General features: G+C 45.7%; 13 protein-coding genes. 6 read left to right on the top strand and 7 right to left on the bottom strand.

The genetic code is table 11. The annotated features are described in order from the left end of the window. Window positions 1-11 precede the first annotated feature (11 nt). From NWE91_05205 to NWE91_05195, 3 genes are read left to right on the top strand one after another with little or no spacing between them, the layout of a single operon-like run. Window positions 12-650 carry a hypothetical protein gene (locus NWE91_05205; protein MCW3985789.1) on the top strand — a complete coding sequence of 213 codons (639 nt, stop codon included), beginning with the start codon at window positions 12-14 and terminating at the stop codon, window positions 648-650. Window positions 651-662: 12 nt separating this feature from the next. Continuing rightward, the gene (gene nfi / locus NWE91_05200; GenBank protein MCW3985788.1) at window positions 663-1,373 is read left to right on the top strand and encodes a deoxyribonuclease V; all 711 of its coding nucleotides are present in this window, start codon (window positions 663-665) and stop codon (window positions 1,371-1,373) included. A gap of 30 nt (window positions 1,374-1,403) precedes the next feature. Continuing rightward, window positions 1,404-2,075 carry an HDIG domain-containing protein gene (locus NWE91_05195; protein ID MCW3985787.1) on the top strand — a complete coding sequence of 224 codons (672 nt, stop codon included), beginning with the start codon at window positions 1,404-1,406 and terminating at the stop codon, window positions 2,073-2,075. Here NWE91_05195 and NWE91_05190 read toward each other — a convergent pair whose 3' ends face one another. The 7 genes from NWE91_05190 to NWE91_05160 all read right to left on the bottom strand — a co-directional run bounded on the left by NWE91_05190 (window position 2,076) and on the right by NWE91_05160 (window position 9,351). Beyond that, window positions 2,076-2,573 carry a metallophosphoesterase gene (locus NWE91_05190; protein ID MCW3985786.1) on the bottom strand — a complete coding sequence of 166 codons (498 nt, stop codon included), beginning with the start codon at window positions 2,571-2,573 and terminating at the stop codon, window positions 2,076-2,078. It lies immediately after the preceding gene. A gap of 84 nt (window positions 2,574-2,657) precedes the next feature. Then, entirely contained in the window at window positions 2,658-3,218 is a 561-nt protein-coding gene (locus tag NWE91_05185) for a 2-oxoacid:ferredoxin oxidoreductase subunit gamma (protein MCW3985785.1), read from the bottom strand. Next, complete coding sequence (locus NWE91_05180; GenBank protein MCW3985784.1) at window positions 3,203-4,072, bottom strand: 2-oxoacid:ferredoxin oxidoreductase subunit beta; 870 nt, start codon at window positions 4,070-4,072, stop codon at window positions 3,203-3,205. The genes NWE91_05185 and NWE91_05180 overlap by 16 nt, the downstream gene beginning before the upstream one ends. Beyond that, window positions 4,069-5,226, bottom strand: coding sequence for a 2-oxoacid:acceptor oxidoreductase subunit alpha (locus NWE91_05175; GenBank protein ID MCW3985783.1), 1,158 nt, complete (start codon window positions 5,224-5,226; stop codon window positions 4,069-4,071). Before NWE91_05175 ends, NWE91_05180 begins: the two co-directional genes overlap by 4 nt. After that, on the bottom strand, window positions 5,210-5,506 hold the full coding sequence (locus tag NWE91_05170; GenBank protein MCW3985782.1) for a ferredoxin family protein: 297 nt from the start codon (window positions 5,504-5,506) through the stop codon (window positions 5,210-5,212). Before NWE91_05170 ends, NWE91_05175 begins: the two co-directional genes overlap by 17 nt. A 13-nt stretch (window positions 5,507-5,519) precedes the next feature. Continuing rightward, entirely contained in the window at window positions 5,520-7,928 is a 2,409-nt protein-coding gene (hdrA2, locus tag NWE91_05165) for a CoB-CoM heterodisulfide reductase HdrA2 (protein ID MCW3985781.1), read from the bottom strand. Continuing rightward, window positions 7,918-9,351 carry an FAD-dependent oxidoreductase gene (locus NWE91_05160; GenBank protein MCW3985780.1) on the bottom strand — a complete coding sequence of 478 codons (1,434 nt, stop codon included), beginning with the start codon at window positions 9,349-9,351 and terminating at the stop codon, window positions 7,918-7,920. The genes hdrA2 and NWE91_05160 overlap by 11 nt, the downstream gene beginning before the upstream one ends. A gap of 177 nt (window positions 9,352-9,528) precedes the next feature. Here NWE91_05160 and NWE91_05155 point away from each other — a divergent pair, with 177 nt between their 5' ends. From NWE91_05155 to pxpB, 3 genes are read left to right on the top strand one after another with little or no spacing between them, the layout of a single operon-like run. Next, window positions 9,529-10,557: a hypothetical protein gene (locus tag NWE91_05155; protein MCW3985779.1), complete on the top strand. Its 1,029-nt coding sequence runs from the start codon at window positions 9,529-9,531 to the stop codon at window positions 10,555-10,557. A gap of 17 nt (window positions 10,558-10,574) precedes the next feature. Then, complete coding sequence (locus NWE91_05150; GenBank protein ID MCW3985778.1) at window positions 10,575-11,348, top strand: LamB/YcsF family protein; 774 nt, start codon at window positions 10,575-10,577, stop codon at window positions 11,346-11,348. Window positions 11,349-11,357: 9 nt separating this feature from the next. Further along, window positions 11,358-12,020, top strand: a complete 663-nt coding sequence (gene pxpB, locus NWE91_05145; protein ID MCW3985777.1) for a 5-oxoprolinase subunit PxpB — start codon at window positions 11,358-11,360, stop codon at window positions 12,018-12,020. The last annotated feature ends 103 nt before the right edge of the window (window positions 12,021-12,123 follow it).

The raw sequence follows: 12,123 nt of genomic DNA, 5'->3' as shown, positions 1-12,123 counted from the left end.
TGCATGTACACATGTCGCTAAGAAATATTCTGAGCAAAATAGACAAAGAATTAAGGGAAAGAGAAGAAATCAAAGATGAACTTTATGACGCCATGCGAAAGGCAACCCGTCTTTCGAAACAAGCAATCTTCTTAGTGCATAAGGAACGGTTCAGGGAAGCAGAGAAGTTGCTAAAGGAGATAAAAAAGTTTTTCACAAAACTCGATGATATCCCCCCAGTTCATCAAAAATTTCTCTATGCAGGCATTGTGGATTCCGCTTTTCAAGAATACACCGAAGCCCACATTTTCCTCGAATTGGCGCAAGATGGAAAGTTTGTCGGTCCCAAGAAAATCGGTGCTCCATCCACTTCATATTTGCTTGGATTAGCAGATGTTGTAGGTGAGCTTAGACGCAGAGCCTTAGATCATCTCAGAAAAGGAGACACGAAGGTTGCTGAGAAAAGCCTTGAGACAATGGAGCTCATCCACGACGAGCTTATGGTCATGGATAAGGCTTTGCGATTTCTTTCTGAGCTAAGACGAAAAACTGACATTGCAAGAAGAATCATAGAAGCCACCCGCGGAGACGTTACAATTGAAGTACGGAGAAGCTTGCTCGAGCGCTCAATTAAGAAGCTTGAAAAAACTATTAGTGCAAAAGAAAAGTAAGGTCGCCATGGCTTGTCTTCGCAAAAATCTAAACGAGTAAAAATCTCAACGTCGTTTTCTGTTAAAAAGGCTCACGCAGCGCAGTCAAAGATCTCAAAACGCATAATTCGACGAGACACCCTTCCTAATAAAATACAATATGTTGCAGGAGTGGACGTAGCTTATACAAAAGAATTGTCAATTGGCGCCACTGTAGTCCTTGACTATAGCTTGCTTTCCCTCGTTGAATCAAAAACAACCAGCGTCAAAACGAAGTTCCCCTACATTCCAACACTATTATCATTTAGAGAAATTCCCCCGGCATTTGCGGTTGTCAAGAAACTTCACTTGCAACCAGATATTTTCCTCGTTGACGGACAAGGAATAATGCATCCTCACAGACTTGGACTTGCCAGCCACTTAGGACTTGTTATTGGCAGAGCAACTGTAGGTGTAGCGAAGCGCCCACTGATCGGGAAGATAGGTGAATTTAATGAAGCAAACTGGGCGCCAATAACAGATAAAGAGGAAGTAGTGGGAGTGGCGCTTACCACTAGAACGGGGACAAAACCTGTCTACGTCAGCGTTGGACACATGGTCTCGCTGAAAAGAGCCATAGAAATCGTCAAGCACTGTACCCCAACCTATCGAATTCCAAAACCCATCCGCCTAGCTCACGCTTTAGCGGCGAGGGAAAAACGGAAAATTCAAAAAAAGCGAGTAAGCAAAGAGAGAAGAGAGTGATACGTTTTGAATTCCCGCCTAAGACGCGTTTTGAACCAAATAAAGGACAGAAGGCTTCGAGAAAAAGTTGCAGAAATAGTTGAAAACCCGCAAATCGAAATTAGCGGAACAATTTATTCTGGACTACCCCTCAACATTTCTCCTGCCAGTCTCTCCCGCCACCACAGCTATCCCGGAGGGTTCATTGAGCACATTCTTGCCACAGCAAAAATTGCATTAACACTCTGTGATGTTACCAAGAAAGTATACGGAGGCAAAGTGAACCATGACCTCGTAATGGCAGGCGTTGTGTTGCACGACATTTTCAAACCATTAACTTACGAGTCGAAAGGTGAAGGCTACTCCACTTCACACATCGGGGAACGCCTAGACCACTTGTCTCTCATCACCGCCGAATTGATTCGAAGAGATTTCCCACTAGATTTAGTTCACATAGTTTGTGCTCATCATGGAGGTCAAGCAGGACCGATGTGGCCTAGAACAGTTGAAGCATTAATCTGTCATCTGGCAGACCAGGCAGACTCTCGGCTAAGTGGTGATGTGTTGCGGGCTGCGAGGTATCTCTCGAGAACAGCTACAGGGGAGGAGCATATGTTGTTGACGTCGAAGGAAGCCTTCGAAATTGTTCATTCGAAAACAGTCGAAGGATGGGAAGGGGTAAGCAAAACTGTAGAGAAAATCAAACGAAAAAGGCAGAGTTGACTATAATTGAACAATCTTCGCTTCTCGAGTTACTGTGTCCAATAGAGCTATCGTAGATTTTCCGCTTAAGTAACCGCAGACCTCCCCAGGATTAACTACTGTTGTTTTGCCTTTCTTGTACGTTCGCGCTTCATGCGAGTGTCCATAAACCACCACGTCATAACATTCAATGTTGACAAGCGATTGAAAAAGCTCTTCTTCTCCACCGTGCAGTAATGCAATTTTCAACCCATCGACTTTAACCTCAGCGAAGTTACCTCGAATCTCCGCCGCTTCAATGTCTGCGAATCGTTTCTTCAATAGTTCATGGTCGCCATCGTTGTTTCCAAAAACACCAATTAGTTTTGCTTCTAACTGTTTGAAACGCGCTACGGTGAAGGGCGCAATATAATCGCCTGCGTGAAGCACTATTTTTACCCTTTCGCGGTTGAGTCTCTCTATTGCCTTGTCGACTAAAGGCAGATTGTCATGCGTGTCCGATATTATACCTACTTTCAACTTTCTTTCACCTATTGACGAGTTGGGCACTTACTTGAAAAGCCTTTTTCCTTGAAATCTTTCCATTTTGACTGGAGAAATAGCTTACTCGCTGTTGCCTTGGCTTTTTAGAAGTTGTTTGCCATAGCCATAGCCTTTTTCAAAGGCCGTCATATTCAGTTCTTCAGTCCCTTTTGGAACATTCCGTAAAACAGCTTTTTTCATGGCTTCCGGCGTGACTGTGTTTGTGATGGCTGTTAGAGCGCCTAGCATAACCACGTTTGCTACTATTGTTTTACCCATTTCTTCTGCGAATTTCGTTGCCGGTATGTCATATATTTTTGTGTTTGCTGGGTCGCTTCTATCTGTTACTCTGTTAGGGTCAACAAGGATTGTTGCACCTTTCTTTGCGGTGCTGACGTATTTGTGGTAGGCTTCCTGTGACATTATCACTACTATATCTGGGTTGTCTACTTTTGGAAAGTCTATCTCTTCATCTGCTATGACCACTTCGGATTTGCAGCTGCCGCCTCTTGACTCTGGTCCATAGGATTGAGTTTGCACTGCGTTTTTATCGCTGTAAATGCAGGCTGCCATGGACAGTATCAAGCCTGAACGGATGATGCCTTGTCCTCCGAAACCTGCAAACCTTATTTCCGTTCGCATTTGGCTTTTCCTCCTTTGAGTTTTTTCTGCACCTTAGCAGTCATTTCTCGGAATAACCTGCCATAACTTGGCTTTTCAATATCGATAAACTCGCCCACTATGATTTGGTCTTTTGTTATTTCTGCTTTTGCAGGATCGTAACCATGCCGAACTTCGGACACCAGCTTAAACCGTTTCATTACGTCAATGGCTGTTCCAAGCTTGTTGTAGCGGTCATAAATCTCTGGGCACGGCGATATGACTTCAATGAAGGAGAAGCCTTCCTTTTGCAGCGCCTTTTCTATCGAGTTTCTTAGTCTTCTCACTTGAAGCGTTGTCCATCGGGCAACGTACACGGCACCAGATGCTGCAGCTAGATGAACTAGGTTGAAGGGATGTTCAATGTTTCCGTAAGGAGTAGTTGTGGTCCATGAGTCTAAGGGTGTAGTTGGACCATACTGGCCGCCAGTCATTCCGTAGTTGAAGTTGTTGGCGCAGATAACTTTGATATCCACGTTTCTACGGGCAGCGTGGATGAAGTGATTTCCGCCGATAGCGAAGAGATCGCCGTCGCCACTGATTACTACGACTTTTAAGTCTGGATTGGCAAGCTTCACTCCTGTAGCAAAGGCTATGGCTCTACCGTGCGTTGTGTGGAACGAGTCAACGTTGACATAGCCAGCTGCGCGACCGATGCATCCGATTCCTGAAACGACAACTAACTTGTCCAAGTTCAGCTTAAGTTCGTCGAGAGCCTCAAAGAAGCTGCTCAGCAGAACGCCGTTTCCACAGCCTTCGCACCAAATGTGTGGCATCCTTTCCTGTCTCAAATATTTTGCCAAGGGATGCTCTAACATCAAGTTTGACTCGGTCATTTCAGAGCCCTCCTCATAGCTTCTATAATTTCTGAAGGTCGATGGGGTTCTTCACCAAGTTTTGAAAAGAGAAAGACTGGAGTCGTCTTTGCCATTCTTTCAACTTCTCGAACTAGCTGTCCATAATTCATTTCAGGAACAATTATGACGTTAACCTGTTTAGCAATTCCAGCAACTAGTTCTTCTGGGAAGGGCCAAATGGTGATTAGACGAAGCAGCCCCGCTTTTATCCCCTCCTTTCTGGCCTTTCGCACTGCACTTAAAGCTGCGCGGGAAGTAATGCCGTAAGCAATAACTGCCACCTCAGCGTCCTCCAACATTACTTCTTCAGCTTTGATTATTTTTCCAGCATTCTTGCGTATCTTGTCGCACAGCCTTTTGACAAGTTTGGTCTGCTCTTCGATGCTTACCGTTTTGGGTGCACCTTTTTCGTCGTGTGTTAAGCCGGTGGCGTGGAAGCGGTAGCCTTCTCCGAAGCAAGCCATGGGAGGAACTAGGTTTCCGTCCGGTTTGAAGGGGTGGTATTCATTCGGCGGCACTTTGGGTTTTTTGCGACTGACAAGAACAATTTCTTCGGGGGGTGGAATCTTGACTCGCTCCCACATGTGACCAATAATCTCGTCAGCTAGCAACATGACTGGAACACGATAGGTTTCGGCGAGGTTGAAGCATTCTATTGTTAAATCGAACATCTCTTGAACAGATGCAGGAGCCAGCGCGATAATTTCGTAGTCTCCGTGGGACCCCCACTTCGCCTGCATCATATCTTGTTGCCCAGGCATGGTTGGCTGGCCGGTGCTGGGACCACCACGCATTATGTCTACGATAACAAGAGGTGCTTCAGTCATGACAGCTAATCCTATGTTTTCCTGCATTAAGCTGAATCCTGGACCCGACGTTGCAGTCATGGCTTTCTTACCAGCGTAAGAGGCCCCAATGATAGCGGCAATGGAGCCGATTTCGTCTTCCATTTGAATGTAAACACCGCCAATTTCGGGCATTCGTCTAGCCATTCGCTCAGCAATCTCAGTGGCGGGAGTGATGGGGTAGCCGCCAAAGAATCGGCATCCAGCGGCAATTGCTCCTTCGGCGCATGCCAGATCTCCGCTCATGAAATGCGTTCCTGTAAGAACCGCTCTATTCTTTTTCTCCATTCTCACAACCTTCCTTACATTTCTTTTCAATGGTAAAAATGGCAAACTCGGGACAGATGGCCATGCAAAAGCCACAAAGGACACATTTATTCTCATCCACCACTTTTGGCAGGTATGCTCCCCTCTTGTTAATCTTGTCAGATTTTTCTAATACATTCTTTGGGCAGAATTCGATGCAGAAGTCACAGCCTTTACAGAAATCCTTTATGATGTGGATTTCTGCCTTGGGAAGCTTGATTTTTTCAGTGTCTAAAGGTTTTCTCCACAGTTTTTGAGGCACAACCAATCCCACCCTAGCTTCCTGCAAAGCCTTTCTTCGAATTTTCCAGTTCCCTAGGCGTTAGCTTATTCAATGTTGCCTGCATTCCGCGTACCTTAGATGCGACTCTCTCGCCTTCAGCAGCAGAAGCCCACAGAAGCTGAAGTCTCTCTTTGTCAACTCCCAGTCTTTCCATTTTCTTCCACAATCTCTCCATTCTTTTCTGCGTTTGATAGTTAGCGTCGATGTAGTGGCAGTCGCCTGGGTGACACCCAGCGACTAACACTGCCCCTGCACCTCTGGCAAATGCGTGTTCAACAAACTTTGGTGACACTCTTCCTGAACACATCGTTCGAATTATACGTACGTTTGGTGGATACTGCATACGACTGACGCCTGCGAAATCTGCCCCTGCGTAAGCACACCAATTGCAACAAAACGCAATTATCTTCTTGTCAGCATCCTCTTCCGTCAACGCACCAATCTGAGCTAGGATTTGGGCGTTCGTGAAGTGACGCATGTGTAAGGCTTCAAATTGGCATTCGGCACCACAAGTGCCGCATCCAGCACAAGCAGCCTCAATAATCTCGACCAGCTTGTGCTCTTTGTCCACAACAATCGCATTGTAAGGGCAAACTCGGGCGCATAGTCCACAGACTGTACAGTTTTCAGGAATAGGCTCGGGCGTGATGGCTTCAACAGTTACTTTTCCTTGCGCCATCAGGATGCCAGCGCGTGCTGCTGCAGCGCTTGCTTGGGTTACGCTGTCTTTTATGTCCTTTGGAGATTCGGCGCAGCCTGCTAAGAACACTCCTCCAGTGGGGGCGTCTACAGGTTTGAGTTTGGGGTGAGCTTCCATGAAAAATCCGTCAGGAGTTCTAGACAGCGTGAAGAGGCGTTGAATAACATCGCTGTCATGACAGGGTTCGATGCCGACTGAAAGAATCACCATGCCCGTTTTGACTTTGTACAGCTCTTTTTGGAGTGTATTTTCCCCAATTAGCCATAAGTTGTTAGTTTTCCGGTCTTCAATCACTTCTGCTGGCAATCCTCGAATAAATATTACACCTTCTTCCTTCGCCCTTCTATAGAGATCTTCAAAACCTTTTCCAACAGCCCTTATGTCCACGTAGAAAACGTATATCTTAACGTCAGGCCAGTGTTCTTTGATTAGCAGGCTGTCTTTTATCGTGTTCATGCAGCATACGTTGCTGCAATAGAAGTTTCCTTTTTTAGACCGTGAGCCTACGCATTGGATGAAGGCAACCGATTCGGGAATTTTCATGTCACTTGGGCGAATAAGGTTTCCTCCAGAAGGCCCTCCCGCGTTGATTAGTCTTTCAAATTCGAGTGAGGTTAGTACGTTCGGGTAATGAGTGTATCCGTAGTTTAGCAGTGAGGAAGGGTCGTATACGTCGGCGCCTGTTGCCACAATTATTGTACCGACTTCCAATTCCAAGGGTTTTGGTTTCATGTCGAAGTCTATGGCTAGTCGTTCGCAGGCTTTTATGCACTTGTCACACGGGATGACTCCTTCTTTGTTGAGGCATATTTCACGGTCAATTATGTAGGTAGATGGCACCGCTTGAGCGAAGGGTGTATAAATTGCCTTCCTCGTTGCTAAGCCTATGTCAAATTCGTTTGGCGCGGTTATGGGACATACTTCTGAGCAATCGTTGCAAGCGCTGCAATCGTCCGTTACATATCTCGGCTTTTTCAGCACTTTTACTTTAAAGTTTCCAATGTATCCCTTAACCTCTTGGACCTCACTGTTTGTTAATAACTCGATATTGGAATGATGACCTACGTCGGACATTTTTGGTGCAAGAATACAGATTGAGCAGTCCATCGTGGGGAAAGTTTTGTCAATCTGCGCCATCCTTCCGCCGATGCTTGGCTCTCTTTCCACTAAATACACTTTATAGCCCGTATCAGCCAAGTCTAAGGCCGCTTGAATTCCCGCCACTCCACCACCAATTACTAACGCTTTTCTGAGTATAGGAACTTCGGTTTCGATTGCTGGCTTAAGAAGAGCAACCTTCGCCACCGCCGCTCTAACTAAGTCCTTAGCCTTCTCTGTAGCCGCTTCTTTATCGTGAAGATGTACCCAGCTGCAATGCTCTCGTATGTTTGCCATTTCGAAAAGATATTTGTTCAATCCAGCTTCTTCACACGCCTTTCTAAAAGTGGGCTCGTGGAGGCGTGGAGAACAAGAAGCAACAACTACACGGTTAAGGTTGTGCTCTTTGATGTCACTTTTGATAAGCTCTTGGCCTTGGTCAGAACATGCGTATCGGTTGTCTTTTGCAACAATTACGTTGGGAAGAGTAGCAGCGAACTTTGCCACTTCTTCACAGTTCACCGTGCCCGCTATGTTTAGTCCGCAGTGGCACACATAGACGCCGATTCGCGGCTCTTCTTCAACTTTCTTTTCAGTCGCCACGGTTTCTTTCCTCCCTTTCCCTAATCTCCGTTAGATATTGGTTGATGGAACATGCGGCTCGTTTTCCAGCAAGGATAGCCTCTATCACAGTTGCTGGTCCAGTGACCGTGTCTCCGCCTGCAAAAACTCCCGTCATGCTGGTTTCCATGGTAATCGGGTTAACTAGAATTCTGTTGCCTCTGTCCACTTCTACTTCTTTGGGCAAGAAAGTAGTTTCTGTTGTTTCTCCAATAGCAACTATTATCGTATCTAGCTCTAGAGAGAATTCGGAGCCTTCAATTGGCATTGGTTTTTTTCTGCCAGTTTCATCCAGTTCTCCCAACTTCATTTTAATACACTCCAATCCCTCAGCCCTTCCTTCTTTTTTTAGAATTCTTTGGGGTGCCACTAAAAATTCGATTTTCACACTTTCCTTTTCTGCTTCCATAACTCCCCAAGGGTTAGCTGGCATCTCCTCTCGTGACCTTCTGTAAAGAATAACAACTTCTTTGGCTCCTTGGCGAAGTGCGGTTCTAGCGGCGTCGACGGCAACGTTTCCACCGCCGATTACTCCTACTTTTTTTCCAAGGCTGACTTTTTGTTGCATGTTTACTTTCCAAAGAAAGCCCAAAGCGTCAATAACTCCTTCCAGCTCTTCACCTTCAATTCCCAATTTTCGACTTTTATGGGCGCCAACTCCAACAAACACAGCTTTATATCCATCTCGCCAAAGCTCATCAAAACTAATGTCTTTCCCAATCCTTGTGTTGGTTCTTATTTCCACGCCCAAATCTTTCAAACATTGAATTTCACTTTGTAGCGCCTTTCTGGGCAATCTGTACTCTGGCACGCTTGTCCTTAACATACCTCCAACCTCTGGAAGAGCTTCAAAAATCGTAGCCGAGTATCCTTTTTCTACTAGTTCGCAAGCAGCTGTAAGTCCTGCAGGACCTGAGCCGATGATTGCAATCTTCTCCTTGTGACCAGTGGCTGTTTCTTTCTTTTTTGATTGCATGCGCTGCGCGGCTAATTTTTCCAAAGCCTCAGTTATCTTTTCATCACCCACTTCTGCACGTTCAGGGTGAAAACAAGTGTACCAGCAGATAACCGGAAAAGGCACATTTTCTTCTATTATTGCAACCGCCTCTTCGAAACCACTAGAAAGTCCACGTTTTGCGGCTTCACTTTTTAGAATTTGGAATATTTCTGGCGGTTTTAATCCTTGGGGGCATCGTTTGTAGCATTTGTAGCACCACGCGCACAGCCAAAGCCTATTTTCGTTCAAAGTCTTTTCGGGTTCTGTAAGAACTTTTTGCAAAAGACTCCTAGGGTTGTAATGCGTTGACAGAAGTTCTGCCATGGGACAGCTTGCGGTGCAAATGCCGCACTCATAGCAGTATTTTGTTTTTTCACGGATTTCCTTTGGGATGAGCATTGGTTTCATTAGACCTCTTGCTCCGTTAGTCGCTCTATGAGTAGTTCATTCGTTATTCTGGAATAGAAGCGGCGTCTCCGATATAAAACTTTACAAACGTAAACCTTTTGTCCAAAGCCATCATAATACACGCTGCGAAACACCTATATCCAAACACAAAGCAACAAAAATAAAAAGGTTGAGAAATTGGAGAAAATAAAGGTAGTTTTATACGGCGTAGGAGCAGTCGGTAGCCTCATAGCAAAACATCTCCTCCAGAAAAAAGGATTAGAAATAGTTGGAGCCATCGATGTGGCAAAGGAGAAAGTGGGCAGGGATTTGGGAGAAGTCTTAGGCATAGGCAAGCATGTTGGAGTGATTATCTCAAGCAACACCAAGGCAGTGCTTTCAAAGACGAAACCAAACATCGTGGTGCACACAACTTCATCTTATCTGAAAGACGTTTTTCCACAGCTTGCAGAAATCGTAAAAGAAGCGGTCAATGTGGTGTCAACGTGTGAAGAACTCTCTTATCCCTATCTTTCAGAACCACAACTGGCAGAAAAACTTGATGCACTAGCCAAGAAACACCAAGCCACAGTTCTAGGCACAGGCATAAACCCCGGCTTTCTAATGGACACCCTAGTCATCACTCTTACCGCAGTCTGCCAAAAAATAGAAAAAATAAAAGCGGTTCGAATCATGAACGCCGCCACTCGACGAGTACCTTTCCAAAAGAAGATTGGTGCAAGTCTTACCACAGAGGAATTCCATAAAGCAATCGAAAAGAAAGTGATTACTGGACATGTAGGCTTAGAACAGTCCATCTCAATGATTGCGGCAGCCTTAGCTTGGGAGCTGGAGGGGATTAAAGTTGATCCGGTTGAGCCTGTTATCGCCAAGAAACCTGTTAGAAGCGAGGCCATCGAAGTTAAGGCTGGTTACGCGGCTGGCTTAAGACAAGTGGCAAGAGGATATAAAAATGGAAAGGAAGTGATCACTCTTGAGTTTCAAGCATACATTGGCGCAGAGGAAGAATATGACTCCATATCAATTGAAGGTGTTCCAAACGTAAACCAGAAAATCACACCTTGTGTGCACGGTGATATAGGTACTGTGGCGATGGTGGTGAACACAATTCCCAAAGTGATTAATGCATCGCCGGGTTTAGTTACCATGAAGGACTTGCCTGTTCCTTCTGCAGCAACAGAAAACATGCGTAATTTCCTTCATTAAACTCAAGAGGCTCATACATGAAGCTCAAAATCGACATCAACTGCGATCTCGGCGAAAGCTTCGGTAACTTCAAAATAGGACACGATGCAGAAATTATGCCTTTCATAACCTCAGCCAACATCGCTTGCGGTTTCCACGCAGGCGACCCAGTCGTTATCGCTCGAACCGTGAAGTTGGCAAAAGAAAATAGAGTTGCAATAGGTGCACATCCTGGGTTCCCAGATTTGTTGGGGTTCGGTCGCCGCAACATGAGCCTCTCCCAAGAAGAAGTAGAGAACATCGTTATCTATCAGGTAGGCGCCCTCGCAGCTTTCGCAAAAGCCGCCGACAAGAATCTGCAACACGTTAAACCTCATGGAGCCCTCTACAACACTGCGGCCAAGAACGAAGCTTATGCAAACGCCATCATCGAAGCTTTATGTGCTGTGGACCCTAAACTGATGCTTTTTGCTTTGGCAAACTCTAAGATGGCGAAGATAGCAGCTGAGGCAGGTTTGCGCGTGGCTCATGAAATCTTTGTTGACAGAGCCTACAACCCAGACGGAAGCTTAGTTTCCAGAAACATAGCGGGAGCGGTGATTGAAGAAGCGAAACTTGTGGCTGAGAGGGCGGTAAGGATAGTAAAGGAAAAAAGTGTAACTGCTATCGATGGTCAGACTGTAAAGTTTGACGAAGTGCATACCATTTGTGTTCACGGCGACACGTTAAACGCTGTGGAGCTTGCGAAATCCGTCAAGAAAGCGCTTTTGGCTGCAGATGTTGAAGTTACGCCTGTAGGCACTTTCGTCTAGGTGCAAACTATGTACCAAACTGCGAAGCATATGCCTGTGGGCGATAGGGCGTTATTGGTTGAGTTCGGCAACACCATAAGTCTAGACCTTAACAGGAAGGTGCACGCCTTAAACCGTGCAATTTCCCAACTTGAGCTAAAAGGTGTGGAAGAGTGTGTGCCAACCTACCGTTCGCTCCTTGTTTACTATGACCCGTTGAAGATAAGTTATGAACAGTTGGTTTTCAGATTAAGAGATTTTGAAGAAAGACTGGACAAGTTTAGAGCTTCAACCCGAAAACGAGTAATTGAAGTGCCAGTAATTTACGGCGGCGAATGCGGCCCAGACCTCGCCTACGTGGCTAAATATCACAACCTAGACAAGAAAGAGGTTATTCGGCTACATAGTGATAGAGAATACACGGTGTACATGATTGGCTTTATCTCTGGTTTCCCATACTTAGGCGAAGTAGCCGACGAAATCGCGACACCGAGATTTGAAACGCCGCGGTTGCGAGTTCCAGCAGGGTCTGTGGGAATAGCTGAAAAACAGACCGGTATATACCCGTGTGAGTCTCCCGGAGGATGGCGGATAATCGGTCGAACTCCCCTAAAGCTTTTCGACACAAGAAAACATCCACCGGCCTTGATACAGCCCGGTGACGCTGTGAAATTCAAACCCGTTGGAAAATAAGAGTTTGAAGATTTCAGGAATAGCAAAAATGAAACTATGCAAAGTGATTAAGCCGGGCCTTTTTACGACAGTTCAAGATGTGGGACGATACGGTTTTCAAAAG

The organism is Candidatus Bathyarchaeota archaeon (genome assembly GCA_026014805.1).
Lineage (GTDB): Archaea > Thermoproteota > Bathyarchaeia > Bathyarchaeales > SOJC01 > JAGLZW01.
This window is presented reverse-complemented; position numbering and strand designations above follow the sequence as displayed.

Coding starts and splice junctions, on each gene's coding strand:
- NWE91_05205 (MCW3985789.1), top strand. CDS start 12: ATGTCGCTAAGAAATATTCTGAGCAAAATAGACAAAGAATTAAGGGAA.
- NWE91_05185 (MCW3985785.1), bottom strand. CDS start 3,218: ATGCGAACGGAAATAAGGTTTGCAGGTTTCGGAGGACAAGGCATCATC.
- NWE91_05180 (MCW3985784.1), bottom strand. CDS start 4,072: ATGACCGAGTCAAACTTGATGTTAGAGCATCCCTTGGCAAAATATTTG.
- NWE91_05175 (MCW3985783.1), bottom strand. CDS start 5,226: ATGGAGAAAAAGAATAGAGCGGTTCTTACAGGAACGCATTTCATGAGC.
- NWE91_05160 (MCW3985780.1), bottom strand. CDS start 9,351: ATGAAACCAATGCTCATCCCAAAGGAAATCCGTGAAAAAACAAAATAC.
- NWE91_05150 (MCW3985778.1), top strand. CDS start 10,575: ATGAAGCTCAAAATCGACATCAACTGCGATCTCGGCGAAAGCTTCGGT.
- pxpB (MCW3985777.1), top strand. CDS start 11,358: ATGTACCAAACTGCGAAGCATATGCCTGTGGGCGATAGGGCGTTATTG.